The sequence below is a fragment of the Streptomyces sp. MMBL 11-1 genome (assembly GCF_028622875.1).
Lineage (GTDB): Bacteria > Actinomycetota > Actinomycetes > Streptomycetales > Streptomycetaceae > Streptomyces.
This window is the reverse complement of the sequence record NZ_CP117709.1, coordinates 5,941,248-5,960,822: the sequence shown is the minus strand read 5'-3', so window position 1 is coordinate 5,960,822 and position 19,575 is coordinate 5,941,248. Positions and strand designations below refer to the sequence as shown.

At 71.6% G+C, this 19,575-nt stretch carries 20 protein-coding genes and 1 pseudogene; 8 read left to right on the top strand and 13 right to left on the bottom strand.

Features of this window, described 5'->3' with window-relative positions:
- Nucleotides 1–102 precede the first annotated feature (102 nt).
- Nucleotides 103–558 carry a hypothetical protein gene (locus tag PSQ21_RS26665; protein ID WP_274033651.1) on the top strand — a complete coding sequence of 152 codons (456 nt, stop codon included), beginning with the start codon at nucleotides 103–105 and terminating at the stop codon, nucleotides 556–558.
- A 122-nt stretch (nucleotides 559–680) separates the two neighbouring features.
- Here the strand turns inward: PSQ21_RS26665 and PSQ21_RS26660 are convergent, their stop codons facing one another.
- A complete protein-coding gene (locus PSQ21_RS26660) occupies nucleotides 681–1,295 on the bottom strand; it encodes a GNAT family N-acetyltransferase (RefSeq protein ID WP_274033650.1) in 615 nt (204 codons plus the stop codon).
- Nucleotides 1,296–1,357: 62 nt separating this feature from the next.
- On the opposite strand from PSQ21_RS26660, the gene PSQ21_RS26655 reads away from it, so the two are divergent.
- On the top strand, nucleotides 1,358–1,831 hold the full coding sequence (locus PSQ21_RS26655; protein ID WP_274033648.1) for an NUDIX hydrolase: 474 nt from the start codon (nucleotides 1,358–1,360) through the stop codon (nucleotides 1,829–1,831).
- Nucleotides 1,832–1,914: 83 nt separating this feature from the next.
- Here the strand turns inward: PSQ21_RS26655 and PSQ21_RS26650 are convergent, their stop codons facing one another.
- From PSQ21_RS26650 to PSQ21_RS26640, 3 genes are all read right to left on the bottom strand, one after another.
- Nucleotides 1,915–2,112, bottom strand: coding sequence for a hypothetical protein (locus PSQ21_RS26650; protein WP_274033646.1), 198 nt, complete (start codon nucleotides 2,110–2,112; stop codon nucleotides 1,915–1,917).
- A gap of 201 nt (nucleotides 2,113–2,313) precedes the next feature.
- Nucleotides 2,314–3,837 carry a catalase gene (locus PSQ21_RS26645; protein WP_274033645.1) on the bottom strand — a complete coding sequence of 508 codons (1,524 nt, stop codon included), beginning with the start codon at nucleotides 3,835–3,837 and terminating at the stop codon, nucleotides 2,314–2,316.
- 144 nt (nucleotides 3,838–3,981) lie between these two features.
- Nucleotides 3,982–4,248, bottom strand: coding sequence for a GlsB/YeaQ/YmgE family stress response membrane protein (locus PSQ21_RS26640; protein ID WP_274033643.1), 267 nt, complete (start codon nucleotides 4,246–4,248; stop codon nucleotides 3,982–3,984).
- 421 nt (nucleotides 4,249–4,669) lie between these two features.
- Between PSQ21_RS26640 and PSQ21_RS26635 the strand changes: the two genes are divergently transcribed.
- Complete coding sequence (locus tag PSQ21_RS26635) at nucleotides 4,670–4,840, top strand: hypothetical protein (RefSeq protein WP_274033642.1); 171 nt, start codon at nucleotides 4,670–4,672, stop codon at nucleotides 4,838–4,840.
- 48 nt (nucleotides 4,841–4,888) lie between these two features.
- Here PSQ21_RS26635 and PSQ21_RS26630 read toward each other — a convergent pair whose 3' ends face one another.
- Together PSQ21_RS26630 and PSQ21_RS26625 are read right to left on the bottom strand one after the other, a co-directional pair.
- Nucleotides 4,889–5,872: an NAD(P)/FAD-dependent oxidoreductase gene (locus PSQ21_RS26630; RefSeq protein WP_274033641.1), complete on the bottom strand. Its 984-nt coding sequence runs from the start codon at nucleotides 5,870–5,872 to the stop codon at nucleotides 4,889–4,891.
- A gap of 76 nt (nucleotides 5,873–5,948) precedes the next feature.
- Nucleotides 5,949–6,362, bottom strand: a complete 414-nt coding sequence (locus PSQ21_RS26625) for an ATP-binding protein (RefSeq protein ID WP_274033638.1) — start codon at nucleotides 6,360–6,362, stop codon at nucleotides 5,949–5,951.
- A 113-nt stretch (nucleotides 6,363–6,475) separates the two neighbouring features.
- Here PSQ21_RS26625 and PSQ21_RS26620 point away from each other — a divergent pair.
- Both PSQ21_RS26620 and PSQ21_RS26615 read left to right on the top strand, forming a co-directional pair.
- A pseudogene (locus PSQ21_RS26620) lies at nucleotides 6,476–7,270 on the top strand (helix-turn-helix domain-containing protein); the annotation flags it as partial.
- Nucleotides 7,271–7,311: 41 nt separating this feature from the next.
- Nucleotides 7,312–7,575 carry a DUF397 domain-containing protein gene (locus PSQ21_RS26615; RefSeq protein WP_274033636.1) on the top strand — a complete coding sequence of 88 codons (264 nt, stop codon included), beginning with the start codon at nucleotides 7,312–7,314 and terminating at the stop codon, nucleotides 7,573–7,575.
- An 88-nt stretch (nucleotides 7,576–7,663) separates the two neighbouring features.
- Here PSQ21_RS26615 and PSQ21_RS26610 read toward each other — a convergent pair whose 3' ends face one another.
- The 3 genes from PSQ21_RS26610 to PSQ21_RS26600 form a co-directional block, all read right to left on the bottom strand.
- The gene (locus PSQ21_RS26610; protein WP_274033635.1) at nucleotides 7,664–7,906 is read right to left on the bottom strand and encodes a hypothetical protein; all 243 of its coding nucleotides are present in this window, start codon (nucleotides 7,904–7,906) and stop codon (nucleotides 7,664–7,666) included.
- 194 nt (nucleotides 7,907–8,100) lie between these two features.
- The gene (locus PSQ21_RS26605) at nucleotides 8,101–8,973 is read right to left on the bottom strand and encodes an AraC family transcriptional regulator (RefSeq protein ID WP_274033634.1); all 873 of its coding nucleotides are present in this window, start codon (nucleotides 8,971–8,973) and stop codon (nucleotides 8,101–8,103) included.
- Nucleotides 8,974–8,997: 24 nt separating this feature from the next.
- Entirely contained in the window at nucleotides 8,998–9,948 is a 951-nt protein-coding gene (locus tag PSQ21_RS26600) for an NAD(P)-dependent oxidoreductase (protein WP_274033632.1), read from the bottom strand.
- 139 nt (nucleotides 9,949–10,087) lie between these two features.
- Here PSQ21_RS26600 and PSQ21_RS26595 point away from each other — a divergent pair, with 139 nt between their 5' ends.
- Nucleotides 10,088–10,675 carry a TetR/AcrR family transcriptional regulator gene (locus tag PSQ21_RS26595; protein ID WP_274033630.1) on the top strand — a complete coding sequence of 196 codons (588 nt, stop codon included), beginning with the start codon at nucleotides 10,088–10,090 and terminating at the stop codon, nucleotides 10,673–10,675.
- A 159-nt stretch (nucleotides 10,676–10,834) separates the two neighbouring features.
- Here the strand turns inward: PSQ21_RS26595 and PSQ21_RS26590 are convergent, their stop codons facing one another.
- Complete coding sequence (locus tag PSQ21_RS26590; protein ID WP_274033628.1) at nucleotides 10,835–11,068, bottom strand: hypothetical protein; 234 nt, start codon at nucleotides 11,066–11,068, stop codon at nucleotides 10,835–10,837.
- 61 nt (nucleotides 11,069–11,129) lie between these two features.
- Complete coding sequence (locus tag PSQ21_RS26585; RefSeq protein ID WP_274033626.1) at nucleotides 11,130–11,669, bottom strand: hypothetical protein; 540 nt, start codon at nucleotides 11,667–11,669, stop codon at nucleotides 11,130–11,132.
- 107 nt (nucleotides 11,670–11,776) lie between these two features.
- Here PSQ21_RS26585 and PSQ21_RS26580 point away from each other — a divergent pair, with 107 nt between their 5' ends.
- Entirely contained in the window at nucleotides 11,777–12,787 is a 1,011-nt protein-coding gene (locus tag PSQ21_RS26580; protein ID WP_274033625.1) for a YdcF family protein, read from the top strand.
- A 120-nt stretch (nucleotides 12,788–12,907) separates the two neighbouring features.
- Nucleotides 12,908–15,208: a FlgD immunoglobulin-like domain containing protein gene (locus PSQ21_RS26575; RefSeq protein WP_274033623.1), complete on the top strand. Its 2,301-nt coding sequence runs from the start codon at nucleotides 12,908–12,910 to the stop codon at nucleotides 15,206–15,208.
- Nucleotides 15,209–15,325: 117 nt separating this feature from the next.
- On the opposite strand, the gene PSQ21_RS26570 is transcribed toward PSQ21_RS26575, so the two are convergent.
- Complete coding sequence (locus PSQ21_RS26570) at nucleotides 15,326–16,711, bottom strand: hypothetical protein (RefSeq protein WP_274033622.1); 1,386 nt, start codon at nucleotides 16,709–16,711, stop codon at nucleotides 15,326–15,328.
- An 89-nt stretch (nucleotides 16,712–16,800) separates the two neighbouring features.
- A complete protein-coding gene (locus tag PSQ21_RS26565; RefSeq protein WP_274033621.1) occupies nucleotides 16,801–19,377 on the bottom strand; it encodes a glycoside hydrolase family 3 N-terminal domain-containing protein in 2,577 nt (858 codons plus the stop codon).
- Nucleotides 19,378–19,575 lie beyond the last annotated feature (198 nt).

The following is a 19,575-nucleotide window of genomic DNA, read 5'->3' as shown; positions in this document are numbered from 1 at the left end:
CTTGGCAAACTTACGCCCAACACCCCTGCGCGAGAACGGGACTTGAGCGCCTCGGCGCGGGGGTGAATTTCCCTGGAGCACGAGAGGAACAGCATGCGGAAAATGAAGGCCACCCGACGTGCCACCGCCGTGACCGCCGTGGTCGTCGCAGCACTGTCGGGTTTCGCCCTCACCGCCCCCACCGCCCACGCGGCTCCCAGGCTCACGTGGAAGAGCGCAGACCTCAAGGACAAGAACGACCGGCTCCTCAGGCTCTATCACGGCGTCGAGGACATCGGAACCGTGTTCTGGTCCAACGACCTCGCGCCGGGCAGCCACCTCGGCGACACGCTGTACCTGAACGATTTCGTCAGGGACGGGTATGCCATTCGCGGCCAGGTGAAGCAGGTATCCACCGGCAAGATCGTCATCGACATCAGCACGGCGGGGAAGACGGCTCCCGCCAAGAAGCAGAAGACGAAGAACCTCAAGGAGAACTCGAAGCTCAAGGTCCGGGGATGCGTCATGAAGGGCAAGAAGAGCTACGGATGCACGTCCTGGTACAGCGCTCGCGCCTGACGGAGAGGGCGACGTAGCTCCTGGCGGGCGGGGACCCGGCCGAGATCACCGTCCCCCGGTCCAGCACCACGCGGCGAGGAGCCCCGGGACGCGTCCCGGGGCTCCTCGCCGCCGTCGTCCGGCTACCGGCCGGAGGAGACGGGTTCGCGCCGCATCACCCACAGCAGCGGGCCGTCGCCCGGCAGCCGGGCCTCGCCGAGCACGGTGAAGCCGAAGTGCTCGTAGAACGGCAGGTTGTCGGGCTTGGAGGACTCCAGGTAGACCGGCAGGCCCGCCGCGTCCGCCTTGGCGAGCCCGGAGCGCAGCAGCGCCGCCCCGTGCCCCTGGCCCCGGGCGGCCGGGTCCGCGCCGACGACCGCGAGGTACCAGTGCGGTTCCTTGGGCCCCTGCTGGGCGGCGGCCTCGACGGCCTCCCGGAACAGGGGCGCCCGGTCGCCCAGGATCTCCTCCAGCTCCGCGACGGTCTCCGCGTCCGGAACGGCCTTCTCCTGCCCCTCCGGCGCCACCCAGAACGCGGCCGCCGACGCGGTGCGCTCGCACACCCCGTGAAGGCCGTACTGCCGGGTGAAGATCGTGGTGAAGTAACGGACCAGGTCGGGCTCGCGCGAGGCGCCTCCAGGGAAGAACCACCCCATCATCGGGTCGTCGGCGAAGGCGCGGGCCAGGGTGCGGCTGATCTCCGGGGCGTCATCGAGCGTGGCCGCCCGGGGAGTGTTCGTTATCGACATACGGGTCATTCTGCATGGCGATGATCTTGAGCGGTGGAGGGGGTCCCGCAGGCCGGGGACAACCTCCCCGCATGGATCGGCGACTGGCCGCGTACGCGGTGTGCATCGAGGACGGGCGGGTACTGCTCGCGCTTGCCGTGGGTCCGGGCGGTGAGAGGGCGTGGACCCTCCCGGGCGGTGGGGTCGAGCACGCGGAGGACCCGTACGACGCGGTGATCCGGGAGGTCGCCGAGGAGACCGGCCTGGAGGCGGTGGTCGAGCGGCTGCTCGGCCTGGACTCACGGGTGGTTCCGGAGGGCGAGCGCCGCCGGCCCGGTGCGCCCGAGCTGCAGAACGTCGGGGTCTTCTATCACGTACGCGTCACCGGCGGCCGGCTGCGGCCGGAGCCGAACGGCGACACCGTCGAGCCGGTGTGGACCCCGCTGCCCGAGGTCGCCCGCCTGCGCCGGTCGTCACTGGTGGACGTCGGGCTCGCCCTGGCGCGGACCCTGCCGCCCTCCGGGCACGTGGCGCCCGTCCCGGTCGGCGGCCTGATCCAGCACTGAGCGATCCCGTACCGGTACGGAGTGATTCCGTACCGAGGGGGCGGGCCGCCGTGGCGGCTGCCGGGCAATCCACCTCGGCCGGATCACGCACGCCCGGACAGGAAAGCCCAGACCGGCCCCACGACCACGACCACCAGAGCCACCACCGCGGCGACGGCCAACAGCACCAACAGCCCGCAGCTCCCCGCGAGACCGGCGTGCACCTTCGCCCTGAGCGCCTCGGCCTCGGCGTCCGGGTTCCGCTCGGACTCCTCGCCGCCGTACCAGTCGTATCGCCGCATCGTCGCCCCCTGCGATCGCGGCCAGCATAGAACCAGGGACGAGCGCGGCTCTCCTGGGGTCCCAGGGCCCCAGGACGACCGAGTGCGTGGCCCCGGCACATGGGTGAGCAGGCCCGCACCCCGCCGTGGACGGGATGCGGGCCTGCTGGGGCCCCGGGCCCGCGCCGTCCCGAGCGGGGGCGCGGCCCAGAGGCTGAGGCTTCAGGCCTTGCGCTGCATCGACGAGCGCGCGGGGTTGCCCTGCTCCGCCGCCTTGGGGTCCTTCTCGTCCGCCTTCGCGCGGACGCCCTGCTCGACGCGCTTGCCGAGCGTGCTGTCGACGTTCGACCAGTACTGGAACGCCCGCTTCAGCACCGGCTCGGTCACACCGTTCAGCAGATGGCCGACGATGTTGTCCACCAGCCGGTCCCGCGCGGCGTCGTCCAGGACCTCACGGACCATGGTGCCCGCCTGCCCCCAGTCGTCGTCCTCGGCATGGTCGACGTAGGCCGCCCGGGTGATGTCACCGTCGGCGTACCAGCTCGGCGGGGTGCCGTAGCGCTCCGTGTCGGCCGCCGGGCCGCCCTTGGAGTTCGGGGCGTAGACCGGGTCGGTGGTCTTCCGGTACGCCATCGCCCCGTCCTTGGAGTACGTGTGCACCGGGACGACGGGGGCGTTGACGGGGAGCTGCTGGTAGTTGCCGCCGATGCGGTAGCGGTGCGAGTCCGCGTAGCTGAACAGCCGGGCCAGCAGCATGCGGTCCGGGCTCGGGCCGATGCCGGGGACGAAGTTGTTCGGCTGGAAGGCCGCCTGCTCGATCTCGGCGTGGTTGTCCGTGGGGTTGCGGTCCAGCGTCATCCGGCCGACCTCGATCAGCGGGTAGTCGCCGTGCGGCCACACCTTGGTCAGGTCGAACGGGTTGAACCGGTAGTCCTTCGCGTCCTCGTACGGCATGATCTGGACCTTCAGCGTCCAGCTCGGGTACTCCCCGTCGCGGATGTGCTCGAAGAGATCACGCGTGTGGTAGTCCGTGTCCGCGGCGGCCATCTGGTCGGCCTCGTGCTGCGTGAACGTCTCGATGCCCTGGTCGGTCTTGAAGTGGTACTTCACCCAGAACCGCTTGCCCTCGGCGTTGATCCACATGTACGTGTGCGAGGTGTAGCCGTTCATGTGGCGCCAGGTCCGCGGGATGCCCCGGTCGCCCATCAGCCACGTGACCTGGTGGGCCGACTCCGGCGAGAGGGTCCAGAAGTCCCACTGCATGTCGTGGTCGCGGAGGTTGTTGTCCGCACGGCGCTTCTGCGACCGGATGAAGTGCTGGAACTTCATCGGGTCCTTCACGAAGAACACGGGGGTGTTGTTGCCCACCATGTCGTAGTTGCCTTCGCTGGTGTAGAACTTCACCGCGAAGCCGCGCGGGTCCCGCCAGGTGTCCGGGCTGCCCCGCTCCCCCGCGACGGTGGAGAACCTGATGACCAGGTCGGTCGTGGCGCCGGGCTGGAAGAGTGCGGCCTTCGTGTACCGGGAGACGTCCGCGGTCACCTCGAACGTGCCGAAGGCACCGCTTCCCTTGGCGTGCGGCTGGCGTTCGGGGATGCGTTCGCGGTTGAACTGGGCCATCTGCTCAATCAGGTAGGAGTCCTGGAGCAGGATCGGCCCGCCGGGCCCGACGGTGAGCGAATGCTCGTCGCTCTCCACCGGGGCGCCGGAGTCGGAGGTGGTCGGTTTGCGAGAGGTGTCGGTCATGTCGTCGTTCCCTCTTGTTCGTCTTCCGCAGACGTGTCGGCGATGGCTCCTGCTACGGCTGCCCTGCTGATCCTCTGCCAATGTAGGCAAACATGGACGAATTGACTTGTTGAGCAATCGCCTCCGACGGTTTTCCGCGCCGCGTCACCGCGATCGCTGTCCCGCGACCATGCGGTAGACGAGCAGGACGATCACCGAGCCGACGACTGCGGCGATCCACGTCGACAGGCTGAAGAATCCGTCGATCGAGTCGACGCCGAAGATCACCTTGCCCAGCCAGCCGCCGAGCAGCCCGCCCACGATGCCGATGACGATCGTGATGAGGCAGCCCCCGGGGTCCTTGCCGGGCATCAGCGCCTTGGCGATGAGCCCCGCGAACAGGCCGATGAGGATCCAGGCGATGATGCCCACGGAAATCTCCCTTTACGTTGCCGACGCCCCCGCACCCTCGTGGTGCCGGGACACTCCGCGTATCCCCTCAACCGGAACTCACACATCCACCGGCCCCGCCCGTCACCCGGGAGCTCCGTCATTGGCCTGCCTGCGTTACGCCGGACGGGCAAGGGTGGACCGGCACGGGCGGGACCAGCACGGGTCGCACCGGCACGGGCCGGACCGGCACGGGCGGGACCAGCACGGGTCGCACCGGCACGGGCCGGCCTCCCGCACCGGGAAGGCCGAGCCGACGGACTGAGTACGTTCGCCCCTCTCCCTGAGTACGGCGCCGGCTCCACGGGCCCGTCCGGACCGTGCGAGGCTGCACCCCACGGAGCCGGGGGGCTCGGGTCACCCGGTCTCGGGTGATGGTGACGGGGCGGGGCGGGTACGTGTCATGGATCTGTTCGATGCGGAGCTGGGCGGGCGGGACGAGCCCTCGACGGGGCCCGGGGGCAGCTGCTCCTGGGGCACCGTCGTGATCCTCGGGATTCTGGTGCTGCTGGCGGTGCTGGCGCATGCGTTCTTCGGGTGGGCGCGGGACCTCCTCGGGGCCGTGTTCCCGTAACCGCGCCCCGCCCGCGCCACGGCGTCCCGTCCTCGCAGCCGCGCCCGCTCAGGCGCGCCGCCGCGCCTCCACCGCGTCACTGGTGTCCTCGGTGATCAGAGCGCTGTTGATCGCCGATGCCGCCATGAGGCCGGCCGCGGCGGCGCCGATGACCTGTTCGGTGAGGCGGGTGACGTTGCCCGCCGCCCAGACTCCGGGGACCTCCGTCGCGCCGGTCGGGTCGGTGGGGATGTACGTGCCGATCACCTCGCCGCCCATCTCCTGGTCGACCGGAACCAGCCCCAGCGACTCCAGTACGGCCGAACGTGCGACGAAGCGCGCCTGGACCACCAGCGCCTCGCGCGGGATCACCCGGCCGCCGGCCAGCCGTACGCCGGTGAACCGGTCGTCCGCGACCTCCAGGCCCGTCACCTCGCCGTCCACCACGGCCACACCCCTGGCGGCGAGCTGCTCGTACTCCTCGTCCGAGGGCTCCGGGCCGGTGTGGCGGAAGAGGGTGACGTCCTGGCTCCACTGCCGCCACATCAGCGCCTGGTGCACGGCGAGGGGCCCGGTGGCGAGTACACCGATCGGGCGGTCCGCCACCTCGTGGCCGTGGCAGTACGGGCAGTGCAGCACCTCGCGCCCCCAGCGCTCCGCCAGACCGGGCACGGGCGGCAGCTCGTCGACGAGCCCCGTCGTCACCAGCAGCCTGCGCGCCTCGACGCTCCGGCCGTCCTCCGTGACCACCCGGAAGCCCTGCTCCCCCGGCAGCCGCTCGGCCGAGGCCACCCGGCCCTCGACGATCTCCGCCCCGTACCCGGCGGCCTCGCCCCGGCCGATGGCCAGCAGCTCGCCGGGCGGGGTCGACTCGCGGCCCAGGTAGTTGTGCACATGGGACGCGGGCGCGTTACGGGGCTCGCCCGCGTCGATCACCAGGACCGAACGCCGGGCCCGCGCCAGGGCCAGCGCCCCGCTCAGGCCGGCCGCCCCGCCGCCCACGATCACCGCGTCGTACCGCTGCTGCTTCATGTCGTCACTCCTGCTCTCCATGCGGATCACCTCCGGTCGATGGAAATGGTGCGCGCAATGAGGCCGAAACGACAAGCGACCTTGCCGAATCAGCAAGTCAGGAGAGATCGAACTCGCACCACACGATCTTGCCGGGGTTCCGCTCCCCCACCCCCCATTTGTCCGCGACCGCCGCGACCAGCAGCAGCCCGCGCCCGCCCTCGTCCTCGGCCCCCGGCAGCTCGTCCGCCGGGCACACCTCGCCGTCGCCGCTGTCGTGCAGCTCGACGCGGAGCGCGTTCTCGATCCGTTCCAGGTAGATGTGGACCTTGAAGCCGCGCCCCGGCGGGACGCCGTGACGCAGGGCGTTGGTCGCCAGCTCGGTTACGCAGAGCAGCACATCGTCCATGCGCTTCTCGCACTCCCACTCGACCAGCGCCTTGCGGGCGAACTTGCGTACGACCGGGATCGACCTGCGCTCACGGCAGTAGAAGGCGGCGCGGAAGTAGGGGAGTTGAGTTGTCTCGTTCATGCTTCCACGCTCACACGGAGTAACTAGGCTTCAGCAGAGCTCAGAGACGTACAAACGCTTTTGTACGGGTTCTGACGGGTTGACAGCGGGACGAGAAGGGGGAGAGCCAGGTCATGCAACCGGGAAAGCAGAGTGGCATCAGGCGAGTTACCTCATGGCAGCTGGTCGGGGCGCAGTTGCGCCACTTCCGCAAACTCGCCGGGCTGACACAGGCCGCCCTCGCCGAGCAGGTGGGGGTGGGCAAGGACACCATCGCCTCGATCGAGCAGGGAAGGCGGGCGCTTCAGACGGACCTGGCCATTCAGCTCGACGAACTATTGGATACCAAGGGCGTCTTGCGTGTCGCGGTGGAGAAGATCCCGCGGAAGGAGCGCTACCAGGCGCTGGTGAAGGACTTCGTGCAGTACGAGCAGAATGCGGTGAGCCTGCTCTGGTACGAGTCCCAGCTCGTTCCGGGACTGCTCCAGACGGAGTCGTACGCGCGCTTCGTCTTCGGCTGCAACTACCCGCCACTCGAAGAGGAGGAGATCGAGAAGCGGGTGGCGGACCGTCTCGACCGCCAGAAGATCCTGGAGCGCAAACCCCGTCCGCTCCTCCACTTCATTCTGGAGGAGAGCATCCTGCACTCCCAGCTGGGCGACCCCGAAGTGATGCGTGAGCAGCTTCTCCACCTGCGGCGCTGCATGGACCTGCCATTCGTTACCATCCAGATCATGCCGCGCGACACCCCTCGGCACGCCGGGCTCTCGGGGCCGCTCATCCTGCTGGAGACGCCTGACCACGACGGGCTCGCCTACGTCGACGGCCAGTTGCGCGGCGAGCTGTACGACGAACCCTCCGACGTCAGCGCACTTATGCAGAGGTATGGGATGCTGCGTTCCCAGGCGCTCACCGTCGCGGAGAGCACCCGACTACTGGACGCACTGCTTGACGCACTGCTTGGAGAGACATGCCCCGCGCAGCACACCCCGACCCCACAGCCCTCCACTGGTTCAAGTCCAGCTACAGCAACGGCGACGGGGGTGCCTGCATTGAGGTCGCCTACCACTGGCGCAAGTCCAGCTACAGCGACGGTGACGGCGGAGCCTGCGTCGAAGTCGCCGCCCACCCCGCCGCCGTCCACATCCGCGACTCCAAGGTGACCGGCGGCCCCGTCCTCACCGTCGAGCCCGCCGCCTGGAGCGCCTTCGTCCACGGCAGCGCGGCCGTCTGAGCCACCCCCGTACACGAAAAGGCCCCGCCCCGCCCCCGGCCGCCAACGCGGCCGGAAGCGGGGCGGTTCCCGTCTGTGCGCGGCGGGATCAGTAGCGCACCCACAGCTCGTAGACGCTCGGCTTGGCCGCGAACGGCTTGCAGATGAACAGAGGGCTCCAGATGTGGTTGGCGGCGCCGGCCGCCCCGGCGGCCTGGCAGGCCGCCTGCGACTCGTAGTGGCCACGGATCATGTAGCCCGAGCCCACCGCCGAGGCGGTGGAGGCCGTGCCGAGAGCCATCGCTGCCGCCGCCACAGCAGTGACCGCGATGGTGGTGATACGTCGACGCATGTCGGTAACTCCGTTTCCAGTCGACGCACATGACTGTGCGTCAGCGAATGGGTAGAGCCGAGCCGATCAGCGCGCGCCGCCAGGGAAAAGCTAGCGAGCGGAGCCCCGCCGCACAATAGGTCTGGACCATTAAGGCGTCGCATATGCCCCATGGCCGTAAACCTCTGTCGTGCCGCATATTTCGTTCCAGCGGCTCACGAACCGGCCGAGCGCTCCACCGGGATCCACAGCTCCGCCTCCGCCCGCTTCCCCTCCTCCGTCAGCCGCACCCGCAGGATCTCCGGGCCGGGCCGGGAGGCGTACGGGTTCGACGGGAACCACTGGGTGAAGACGTCCCGCCAGAGGTGCTGGAGGGCTGCCGGGAACTCACCCTCGTTCTCGAAGACCGCCCAGCTCCCCGCCGGCACGGGGAGGACGTCCAGGTCCTCCGGAGCCTCCGTGCTCGTCACCGCCCCGTGGTAGTAGTCGAGTTCGGTGCCCTCCGCGCGGCTCGGGTCGAGCTGGTCGCTCACCCCGACGATCCCGGCAGGGTCCTGGTCCGAGAGGGCCGCGATGCGGTCCAGCTCCTCCCGGCCGATCCCCCGGATGAACTGCGCGATGGCCGGATTCGGCCCCTCGTGGATCAGGGGGACCCGCGCCCTCCTTCCGACCACCTGGAAGGCGTCCTTCTCCACCAGCCTGTACCGCATGTCACTACTCCCTTCGACGACGAGTCGGAAGGTCAGCCGTTGCTGGGACCGCAGAACGCCGCCGCCACGCCGGGCTTCGCCGGGGCCGACGCCGTGCACGGCCCGGAAGGCGCGGGCGAAGCCCTCCCCCGTGTCGTAGCCGTACCGCACCGCCACGTCCAGCAGCGTCCGGTCGGGGGCGCCCAGCACCTCGGCCCCCGCGACCGTCATGCGGCGGCGACGGATGTACTCCGACAGCGGGAGGCCCGCGAGCGCGGAGAACATCCGGCGGAAGTGGTACTCCGACGTCATCGCGATGCGCGCGAGCTCCGCCACCTCGATGCGCTCACCGAGATGCGCCTCGACGTGCTCCATCGCGTCGTTCAGCCGTTCCAGCAACCGCTGACTCCTTCCCTTGCTCGTTCACCGTAGGAAGGGGCCATCCTGCCGGACCCGACCGTCCGTGCCCGGATCGGTCGGGCCGGCGAACGGCTGCTTCCCGGGCTTCGCCATCAGCTCCACCAGAGCAGAGCAGCTGTCCGCGCCCCGCCCCGCCTCCACGCCCCGGCGGAACAGGTCGACGACGGCGGCCGGGAGGACCGTGTCGACGCCCGCGTCGGCGTTGGTGTGCAGTACGTGCTCGGCGCTTGCCAGTCCCATGGCCAGGCGGTCCACGTCACCCAGGTGCATCCCGGCGTCGATGCGCTCGGTGTAGAAGGCGAAGGTCTCCGAGAGCGAGTTCGCCGTTTCGGCGGCGCCTGGCAGGATGTCGGCCGCCGTCAGGCCGTTGGCGCGGGCAAGGGCGATCGCCTGCCAGTAGCTCAACAGCGAGGTCCAGAACATGACCATGCCGATCTGGTAGTGGAGCGCGGCGAGCCCCGGGTCCTCGCCCTGGTGGTCGACCCGGCCGGTCAGCGCTTCGAGCACCGGCCGGTGCCGGTCGAACGCCTCGCGCGGCCCGCTGTAGAAGGTGTACGAATCGGGCTGCCCGATCCCCGAGGGCGACGAGCTGACGCCGCCGGTGAGCTGCACGGCACCGTGCCCGGCCGCCCAGCGGGCTCCGGCGCGGGCCTCCCCGGGCGTGGCGGAGGTGAGGTTGAGCAGGACCCGGCCGCCCAGGGCCCGTGCGGCGGGCTCCAGTACAGCCTGGACCGCCGCGTGGTCCGTGAGGCTGATGATGACCACCTCGTTCGCCGCGACGGCGTCGGCGGGGCTCTGCGCGAGGACGGCTCCCCGGGCCACCAGGTCGTCCGCGCGGGAAGCGGTGCGGTTCCAGACGGTGATCGCGTATCCGCGGTCGAGCAGGGCCGTGGCCATGGCCCGGCCCATGGGGCCCAGTCCGATGACCGTGACCGAGTTCTGTGCGCTGTTCATGCCTACCTCCAACAGGTCGGTCAGGACGGAGAGCCAGATCGCTCGCCCCGACTAAAACGATCGATCTATTTAGAGCATGCCGGAAAGCTAGCACAGCTCTAGAACGAACGCTCTACCCACTGCCCGCTACAGTGGCGGCATGCAGACCAGCACCCGGGACCGGATCGTCGTGGCGACCGCGCGCCTTCTCCAGCGGCAGGGCTATGTCGGCACCGGCATCAAGCAGATCGCCGCGGAGTCGCAGGCCACGCTCGGGTCGATCTACCACTTCTTCCCGGGCGGCAAGGAGGCCGTCGCGGTCGCCGCGATCCGGTACAGCGCGCAGGAGTTCGCGACACTCCTGAAGGAAGCCCTGGACAGCGAGACCGACCCGGCGGAGGCGGTGCTCTCCTGTGCCCGCCAGCTGGCCGCCGGACTCAAGGAGTCGGGCTGGATCGACGGCTGCCCGGTGACGGCTGCGGCCCTGGAGACGCTCGGGACCGACTCGGAGCTCCAGCAGGCCTGCGCCGACGCGCTGAACGGCTGGGAGCGGCTCGTCCGGGACAAGTTGCTGGGCTGCGGATTCCCGGCGGAGGCAGCGCGCGAGCTGGCGACCACAGCCATCAGCGCCATGGAGGGCGCCGAGGTCACCGCCCAGGTCAACCGGAGCGAGGAGCCCCTTCTGGCTGCGGGCCGCCAGTTGGCCCGCCTCGTCAGGTCCTACGGGGTCGGCACGCCGGGCCACTGAGTCCGACCGGGGGCCGCGCGGTCGGGCGGGCCCGTCGGGCCTGACGGATGGCCGGGCCAGAGGGCCTGGCGGATGGCCGGGCCCCTCGGCCGGGCGCCGGGAACAGAAAAGGGGGTGGGGGCGACCCCTCGGTCGCCCCCACCCCCGTCCCCGGCCCACTCAGCTGAGCTGGGCGCCTTCCACGGTGCTGGTGACCGTGCCGGCGGTGGAGGTGGTGGCCCCCGCCGCGCCGTCGACCAACGTCCCGAGCTCGCCGACGTTGTCCAGCGCGCCCAGGCTGACGGGCGGCTCGGCGGCGTGCGCGGTGTCCCCGCCTCCCGGGGGCGGGGAGATGGCGGCGATGACCGCTCCGGTGGCGAGGGTGACGGCGGCGAGTACGCTTCGCTTCTTCATGCCGGGTTCAACGGCTCGACCCCCGCAAAGGGCACGCCCCGATCGAGGATCACCGTCTCCATCACGGCACCCGCGTGAGGGAGGCGGAGTCCGCGCGGCGCAGCTCTCCCACCGCCAGCACGCCGGCGGCGGCCCCGGTGGCCATGAGGCCCGCGACCGCGAACATCCAGCGCCGGCTGCCCGGCAGCAGGGCGAGGTACTCGTCCCGCGTCAGCTCGACCGCCCGGTCCCTGGTCACCGACGTGTCGTAGGCGACGTACCGGCCCTCGCGCACCTCCGCGTCCTGCAACCGCCGGCCCCCCGCCGCATCGAGTCCGACGACGACCGCACCGGCCAGGGCCAGGAACCCGAGCCCCGCCTGCACCCTGCCGGGCAGGCAGCGAAAGGCGAGCCACATCGCGCTCCGGTCCGCGCCGGCCGCGAAGTGGCGTACCACAGCCGCCAGGAGCAGCAAGAGGGCCAGGCAGAAGACCGCCACCATCGGCCAGACCGGCTCGAACAACGGCAGCGCGCCGGGCAGCCAGGTGAGCGCGGCCAGTACCAGGGCGGCCGCGCTCAGCGCGGCCGCCGCGCAGCCGTGCAGCTTGAAGCTCCATCTCATGGGCCGGAGCCTGGCACAGCGTCCGGCCACCGATCGCCCCGGCTCCCCTCCAACCCCACCCCCACCTCGCCGTCAACCACTCCCTGAGCGCTGCCTAGTCTGGGCGCATGGTGGTCTTCGCCCCGGCGGCGCTCCTCTTCCTCGTCTTCTGTGTGAGCGTGCTGCGCGAGCGCCGCAAGTTCAGCAACGCCGTCTTCCTGGGGCTCGCCGTGCTCTGTGCGGCGGCCGGCCTGCTCTACCGGGTGGTCGACTCCGGCTCCGTCTCCGCGCACGTCGTGGTGTGGTCGCTGCTGGGCCTGGGGGCCGTGGCGGTGGCGGTGCTGACCTGCTTTCTCTTCCTCAACGGTGTACGCATGCTGCGCAAGGAGGGCAGGAGCCCGTCGAATCTGCTCTCCCTGGGGGCCGCCCTGGCCATCCTCGCCGTGGTCGCCCTGCTCGCCACCGCCGCCGCCCTGCGGACACCGATACTGATCGGCGCGGCGACTGCGGCCGGCGGGCTGGCGCTCTACTTCTCGTTCCTGTTCCTGTGCTTCGTCTGTTACGCGTTCCTCTACGGGCGGCTGCGGGTGCGCCGCAGGGCCGACTTCGTGGTGGTGCTGGGCTCGGGGCTCGTCGGCGGCTCCACCGTGCCGCCGCTGCTGGCGAGCCGGCTGAAGCGCGGGCGGGAGGTGCACGCACGGCTCTCCCGGCGCGGCGGGTCCCCCGTGCTCATCACGTCGGGCGGGCGCGGGCCCGACGAGGACCTGCCGGAATCCCACGCGATGGCCGACCACCTGGTGGCCGAGGGCTTCCCGGCACACCTCATCGAGCGGGAGGACCGGTCGACGAACACCGAGGAGAACCTGCGGTTCAGCAAGGCGATCATGGAAAAGGCCAAGCCCGGCTACCGGTGCGTCGTCGTCACGAACAACTACCACGCCTTCCGCGCCGCTCTCACCGCCCGGCGGGTCCGCATCCGGGGACAGGTGGTGGGCTCGCCGACGGCCGCGTACTTCTGGCCCAACGCGACGCTCCGCGAGTTCACCGCGCTCCTGGTGGACTACCGGCGGAGCAACACGGTGATGTGCGGGCTGATCGTCCTCGGCGGCGTGGCCGCCTGGTGGGTGAACTGGCGGTAGCGAGCAAGCCCCGTACCACTGCTCACACAGGTTTTGGTCACAACTCCCCCACATATGAATAAGGTTGATCGTGTTCGCATCGCAGATGCGCACCATCGGTCAACTGACAAGGGGGGTCAGGTGTCCCGACACCTGTACACGAACAGCCGCGCCCGCAGCCGCCGTACCGGGCGGACCACGGGAGCGGCGGCCGTCGCGGTGGTGCTGGCCGCAGGGCTCGCCACGGCGCTGCCGGCCACCGCGCACGCCGCCAGAACAGCAGCGTCCGCCGAGGTCCTGATACCCGCGCCCGACGCCTTCGGCGACGGGCCCGAGAAGATCCTGGCGACCGGCAGGTACGGCGTACTGCACCGCGAGGGCGACGACTACCTCTGGACCAACTCGTACAACAGCCGGACCAGGGTGGTCACGGAGATCGCTTCGGTGCCGGAGCATCTGCTCGTCGGCGGCCACGACGAGCACAACCGGGCCATCTACACCCAGCAGCGCGCGGACGGCGGGACGAACGTCGTACGGGTCGGCATCGAGGACCCCGCCTTCAACAGCACCCTCCAGGTGCCCGCCGGATACCTCCATCTGAGCTATGCGGGCGGCTGGGTGCTGGCGACCGTCGACAAGGGCGACGGGACGTACGAGATGCGGGTGGCCCGGGGCGGGGCGGCGTCGGCGGACCCCGTCGTGCGGCTGCCCGCCGGAGCCACCACGGACGCCCGGCCGGTGGTGCTCGGCGGGCAGGGCAGCGAGGTCCTCATCGGCTACCGCCTCGCGGACGGCTCCCCGGGCTACGGCATCCTGACCGCGTACGACGGCCGGGTGAAGCCGCTGCCCGTGACCGGGGACGCGAGCAGCTTCCGCCTCACCCAGATGACCGTCAGCTGGTTCTCGCGGAACGGCGCCGGAGGCCAGGGGGTCCGGATCCTGCCGCGCAGCGGCACGGGCACGCCGAAGGTCGTCCCGCTGGCCACGGAGTCCACGGAGAGCGAGGTCACCTCGTTCGTCGTGGAGGACAGCGTCGTGTGGCACGAGGGCACCGGCGGGCCGCTGCGGCTCACGCCCCACACCGGCGCGGACACCGAGCGCACGCTCCTGCCCACGGTGGAGTTCACCCAGCTCCGGGCCGAGGGCTACGGGGACGTGCTGGTGCTGGGCAAGGACGCCGACGGCAAGCGGGCCATCCACGTGTTCCACCAGAACGGCATCGGGATCATCTCCGACCTGGTGATGCGGGAGGTGCCCGGGGTGAAGACGGCGGACGGCGAGATCGGGGCGCTGGGCCTCGACCGGGGGCGGCTGCGGTACGTCAACTCGCTGCTCGGCAAGGACACGTTGCACGGCAGGGCTGTCGGGACCGGCCTCGACCCGGCGGAGGGCGCGCGGCTCGCGGAGTTCCCCGGACTCGCGGCGGGCCGCTTCGCCGACGGCACGGACGAGGGGCTCGCCCGGCTGGTCACCGACCCGGCCACCGGCAAGGACACCCTGGTGACCGGCGACGACCCAGGACAGCAGTCCCAGGGCGTGGCGCTGCCCGGCACCGGCGGGCGCATCCTCGACGCCGCACCGGAGTTCGTCCTGTACGAGGCGGGCGGCCGGCAGTACGTCGTCGACACCGCCCGCGACCTCGTCGTCCGCGACCAGCCGGTGCAGGGCGCGGTGCTCGACGGGGACCGGCTGATCAAGTCGGCACCGGGCAACCCCGGCACGGTGAACGTGGTCGACCCGCGCTCCGGGCGGGCGACCGCGAACCACGATCTCGGCGTCGACTGCGTGCCGAGCGAACTCCAGCGCAGCGGCACCCTGTTGTACTGGAGCTGCGCCTCCGAGAACGCGGCGGGCGTGTACGACACGGCGACCCACCGGGACTACCCCGCGCCGGTCTCCGGGGTCCTGCTGGGCGACCGTTTCCTGGCCGCGCGCGACGGGTCGGGGGAGCTGCGCCTCACCGCTCTGCGCGAGGACGGCTCCACCGCGGACCTGGGCACCGTCACGGGGGTGAAGCAGCCCGCGGCCGGCGACGGACGGGGCACCACCTGGACCCTGGACGCGGACGCGGGCAAGCTCGCCTGGGTCGGGTCCGACGACACCGTCCACGTCACCGCCCCGCAGCAGGCCGTCTCCCCCCTGGGCGTCACCCACAGCACCGTGCCCGCCACCTCGGCGGGCGCGTGGAGCGCCGCGTGGTGGCTCTCCAAGCCGGCGGCGTCCTGGCAGCTCACCCTCACCCGTCGCTCGACCGGCGAGACCGTCCGCACCTGGACGGGCGAGGACACGCGCGGAACGGTGAAGGTCAGCTGGGACGGTACGTCCGCCTCCGGCGGCCCCGCCCCGGCCGGCGGCTACACCTGGCGGCTGACCGCCGCGCCGGCGGACGGCTCGGGCCCGGTCGCCACGGCCTCGGGCACCTTGCGGGTCACCACCGGCTGAGCGTGGGGCCCGCGCGGTCCGGGGCGGCCCGCCGCCGCCCCGGACCGTCAGCCCGACCCCGGGCCCCGGCTGAGGGGATCCGCCGGGACCCGGGGCGTCGCGGGACGGTCCGGACGCTCAGAACCCGCCGCCGTCGAACCCACCGCCCCCGAAGCCTCCGCCGTCGCCGAAGCCGCCCCCGCCGAAGCCCGAGGCGTCGAAGTCGGAGCCGGAGAAGTCGCCGCCGCCCCAGTCGCCGCCCGCGCCGCCGCCGAAGTCACCGCCGCCGTACTCGGAGGCGTACGCCGGAGTGGCGAGCATCGAGCCGAGCATGGTGCCGACCAGGAGGCCGGGGAGCAGCCCGCCGCCGAAGTAGCCGCCGGCCCAGGGGCCGTAGGCCGGGCCCGCTTCCCAGTACGGGCGGCGGTTGCCGTCGCCGGTGTCGACCGTGCGGCTCATGGGGTCCTCGCCCCGGCTGAGCCGGGCCTCGTCCGCGCCGCAGACCGGGACTTCCCGGGACGCGCCGCCGGGCGGGGTCCACAGAACCTCCGTGACCGCCGTGCCGTGGCGCGGGTCGAAGAAGCACGGCGGGCGGCGGGCCGGGATCTGTGCGCCGGTGCGGCGGGCCTCCAGGACCGCGAGGGAGTAGCGGCCGTCCTCCAGGGACCGGGTGACTTCGCGGACGTCCGAGGGGTGTCCGGCCTTGTCCATCTTCGACTTGGCGCTCTCGTAGGAGTCCAGGGCCCGTTCGTAGTCGGCGCGCATGGTGTCGTCCGCGCCCGGTTCGGCGGGGTGGAAGTCCAGGCGTTCCAGGGTTTCGCCGTACGCGGTGATGTCCTCGTCGACGACGACCCGGAGCTTGTCGAGCGCGGCGCGCTCCTCTTCCTCCTCGCGGCGCTTGTTGCGGCGGGAGATGGCGTAGGCGCCCGCGCCGCCCGCCGCGACCAGTGCGCCGAGCGTGATCAGCCCGGCGACCGGTGCTCCGGACCCGTCCGCCGCGCCTCCGCCGGACCAGGAGGCGGGGGCGGAGCCCCGGGCCTGTTCGACGGCGCGGTCGACGAAGGCGTTGAGCTGGGCCTCGGCGTTGCCGGCGGTGGTGGGGTTCTCCACGGCTGCGGTGAGGTTGTCGACCGCTCGGGTGGGCATGACCTGCGGGTCGGCGCCCGCGTCGAAGCCGTCGCCGAGGCGGACCGCGTAGACGCCGGTGATGCCGGTGTCACTGCGCAGGGTCGGGAGGAGGCCTTCCTCGGGGAAGGCCGGGGTATCGGGGAGGACCGCCACGAACACCGGCTTGTCGGCGCCCGTGATCTTGTCCTCCAGGGCCTTCTCGTCAGCGACGGAGAGCTGATCGCGGGCTCCCGGGTCCACGTAGACCGGGTCGTCGCGCAGGGCCTGGGCGGCGTCCTGGATGGTCGCGCCAGGAGCGGCGGGAGCTGCCGACGCGGGAGAGGTCAGGGCGAGAGCCGCCGCTGCGATGATGAGCAGCAGGCCCGCCAGCAGTGCGGGGAAGAGCCTTTTCCTCATACTTCACGCTACTCCAGACGGGCGGCGAACGCCGTCGCCCGTCCGGGAGCGCGGCTCCTACGCCGCGTGCCCGTCCGGGAGCGCGGCTCCTACGCCGCTCGGTACGCCGTGCGCAGCCTGTCCACCGCCCCGGTCAGGTCGCCGGTGAGCAGCAGGTGGTCCGCCTCCGCGAACGGCTTGGACACCTCCTGGGTGAACCTTCCGTCGATCTTCCGCTGGACCAGCAGCCTGGCCCGGTCCACGATCGCCCTGCCCGCCGGGGTCTTCCCGAGACGCGCCTTCTCGGCGTCGTGGGCGGCGACGGCGAGGGCCGCGAGGGCGTTCTCGCCGCCGGCCGGGGGCTCCTGCAGGGTGGTCAGGCCCCAGCCGTAGGGAAACTGCGGGTCGTAGACGGTGTCCCCGACGTTGATCGGGAGCTGGGCCTGCGACTTCGGCCAGCTCACCGGGGACTGTCCGGTGAAGGCGCGCCTGCCGTAGAGGACGTCGGCCACACCGTCGCCCTCGGAGCCCGGCAGCCAGGAGGCCACCAGTGCGTCGATCTTCCCGAGCCGGTCGCCGATGAGCTGGGGGCGGCCGGAGACGATCAGGACCGCGCACTCCATGGCGGCGCAGACCGTGTCGACCGCTGCCCGGTCGGCGGCCGTCAGTTCCAGGTCGTGCCCGTTGCCGACGTCACCGATGCCTTCGGCGTACGGGGTCTCGCCGACGACCACCACGCCCACGTCGTAACCGTCCGTGGCGGCGGAGGCGTCCTGGGAGAACGTCACGGTTTCGGGGGTCCGCGCCGCCTTTCGCATGCCCTCCAGGATCGTGGTGCCGGTGGTGGTCCGCCCGGAGGCGCCCTGCCAGCTGGTGGTCCAGCCGCCGGTCTGGTTGCCGATGTCATCGGCGTTGGAGCCGGCGACGTACACCTTCTGGCCGGGCCCGATCGGGAGGACGGCTCCGTCGTTCTTCAGCAGCACCTGGGACTTGGCCACCGCCTCACGGGCCACGGCGCGGTGCTCGGCCGAGCCGACCATGTCCAGGTGTGTGGTGTCCGCGTAGGGCTTCTCGAAGAGGCCGAGGCGGAACTTCTGGGTGAGGATGCGGGCGACCGCGTCGTCGATCCGGGCCTCGGGGACGCGGCCCGCGACCACCGCGTCCTTGAGGGTCTCCGTGAAGTCCTGGTACGCGGTCGGGACCATGATCATGTCGAGTCCGGCGTTGACCGCCGTGACGACGTCACTGGCGTAGTCGCCGGGGAGCTGGTCGATGGCCTGCCAGTCGCTGACGACGAAGCCCTCGAAGCCCATCCGGTCCTTGAGGACGCCGTTGATCATCTCGGCGTTGGCGTGCATCTTCACCGGGCCCTTGCCGTCGCCCAGGACGTCCAGCGAGGAGTACGAGGGCATGACCGTGCCGATGCCCCGCTTCACCGACTCCTCGAACGGGGAGAGGTGCACGGCCTCCAGCTCCTCGCGGGTGACCTCGGTGACGCCCTGGTCGACCGTGTACGAGCCGGTGGTGGAGGAGCCGTACGCGGTACCGCCGTCGCCGACGAAGTGCTTGGCGCTGGCGAGCACCTTGTCGGCGCGGTGCAGGTCCTTGCCGGACGGGCTGCCCTGCATGCCCTGGATGACCGTCTGCATGGCCTCGACCAGAGCCGGGTCCTCGCCGAACGCTTCGTAGGAGCGGCCCCACCGTTCGTCGCGGGTGACGCAGACGCAGGGCGCGAAGTTCCACGGGACGCCGGTGGCGCGGACCTCCTTCGCGGTGATCGCTCCGGTCCGCTCCGCGCTCTCCGGGTCGCGGCCCGCGCCGATGCCGATGTTGTGCGGCATGATCGTCGCGCCGACGGCGTTGTTGTGCCCGTGGACCGCGTCCACGCCGTAGATCAGCGGGATCTGCAAGCGGGTGGCCCGGGTGCGCAGCTGGTAGGCGTCGGTCATCCGGGCCCAGGCGGCCGGCGTGTTGGGGGTGGGGGCCGAGCCGCCGCCGGAGAGCAGTGAGCCGAGGCCGTAGGCGGCGATGTCGCCGGGGGCGCGGAGCGCGCCGCGCTCGGCCTGGGTCATCTGGCCGGCCTTCTCGGCGGGCGACATGCGCCCCAGCAGGTCCGCCACCCGCTGCCTCACGGGCAGCTCCGGGTTCTGGTACGGGAGTCCGTGGGCGTCGATGACGATCTGCGGATTCTCCGGGGGAGCCGTCGCACCGGCGACCGTCACCTCCAGGAGGACCGTCTTCGCCTCGGCGGGCTTCGACGCCTCCGCCGTGGGGACGGTGACCCGGTGGGTGGTTCCGGAGGCGGTGCCCGCGGGGAAGGTGTGGCTGCCGGAGACCGGGGTGTAGTCCTCCCCGGCCCCGGCTGTTCCGCCCTGTGTGGCGTACGTGACGGTCACGGGCTCCTCGGTGGGAACGGAGCCGGCGGTGGCGACGGAGAGGCCGATCTCCGCGCTGTCGCCGTTCTTCACCGGGTGGACCACCGTGTCGGTGACGACACGCTGGGCGGGGGCCGGGCCCGCCTTGCCGTACGGCTCGACGGCGTCCAGGGCGAACGCGCCGGGGCCGCCGCCGGGCAGGGTGGCCAGCACGGCCGCGGCGGCGAGGGCGGCCGCCACGAGTCCGGCTCCGCTCTTCCGGGGCCGGAGCTGAGGGCGGGGGCGGGAGCGGGGGTGCGGTGTGCGGGGCATGCGGGCGCTCTCTCTTCCTGCGGTCGAGGTCGGCCCCCGTGTCCTGCGGTCGAGGTCGGCCCCCGTGCATGGTCGCGATCCGGTCCGGGAATTCGATCAGGAGCGGGACGGCGTGCGTGATGAACACGACCGAGAAGTCCGGCTGTTCCCTCAACCGGACGAGTCATCGCGGAGTCTGCCGCCGCGTGACGACATGGA

Coding starts and splice junctions, on each gene's coding strand:
- PSQ21_RS26615 (WP_274033636.1), top strand. CDS start 7,312: ATGCCCCGCGCAGCACACCCCGACCCCACAGCCCTCCACTGGTTCAAG.
- PSQ21_RS26665 (WP_274033651.1), top strand. CDS start 103: ATGAAGGCCACCCGACGTGCCACCGCCGTGACCGCCGTGGTCGTCGCA.
- PSQ21_RS26580 (WP_274033625.1), top strand. CDS start 11,777: ATGGTGGTCTTCGCCCCGGCGGCGCTCCTCTTCCTCGTCTTCTGTGTG.
- PSQ21_RS26660 (WP_274033650.1), bottom strand. CDS start 1,295: ATGACCCGTATGTCGATAACGAACACTCCCCGGGCGGCCACGCTCGAT.
- PSQ21_RS26625 (WP_274033638.1), bottom strand. CDS start 6,362: ATGAACGAGACAACTCAACTCCCCTACTTCCGCGCCGCCTTCTACTGC.
- PSQ21_RS26630 (WP_274033641.1), bottom strand. CDS start 5,872: ATGGAGAGCAGGAGTGACGACATGAAGCAGCAGCGGTACGACGCGGTG.
- PSQ21_RS26590 (WP_274033628.1), bottom strand. CDS start 11,068: ATGAAGAAGCGAAGCGTACTCGCCGCCGTCACCCTCGCCACCGGAGCG.
- PSQ21_RS26635 (WP_274033642.1), top strand. CDS start 4,670: ATGGATCTGTTCGATGCGGAGCTGGGCGGGCGGGACGAGCCCTCGACG.
- PSQ21_RS26655 (WP_274033648.1), top strand. CDS start 1,358: ATGGATCGGCGACTGGCCGCGTACGCGGTGTGCATCGAGGACGGGCGG.
- PSQ21_RS26610 (WP_274033635.1), bottom strand. CDS start 7,906: ATGCGTCGACGTATCACCACCATCGCGGTCACTGCTGTGGCGGCGGCA.
- PSQ21_RS26595 (WP_274033630.1), top strand. CDS start 10,088: ATGCAGACCAGCACCCGGGACCGGATCGTCGTGGCGACCGCGCGCCTT.
- PSQ21_RS26645 (WP_274033645.1), bottom strand. CDS start 3,837: ATGACCGACACCTCTCGCAAACCGACCACCTCCGACTCCGGCGCCCCG.
- PSQ21_RS26600 (WP_274033632.1), bottom strand. CDS start 9,948: ATGAACAGCGCACAGAACTCGGTCACGGTCATCGGACTGGGCCCCATG.
- PSQ21_RS26650 (WP_274033646.1), bottom strand. CDS start 2,112: ATGCGGCGATACGACTGGTACGGCGGCGAGGAGTCCGAGCGGAACCCG.
- PSQ21_RS26585 (WP_274033626.1), bottom strand. CDS start 11,669: ATGAGATGGAGCTTCAAGCTGCACGGCTGCGCGGCGGCCGCGCTGAGC.
- PSQ21_RS26565 (WP_274033621.1), bottom strand. CDS start 19,377: ATGCCCCGCACACCGCACCCCCGCTCCCGCCCCCGCCCTCAGCTCCGG.
- PSQ21_RS26570 (WP_274033622.1), bottom strand. CDS start 16,711: ATGAGGAAAAGGCTCTTCCCCGCACTGCTGGCGGGCCTGCTGCTCATC.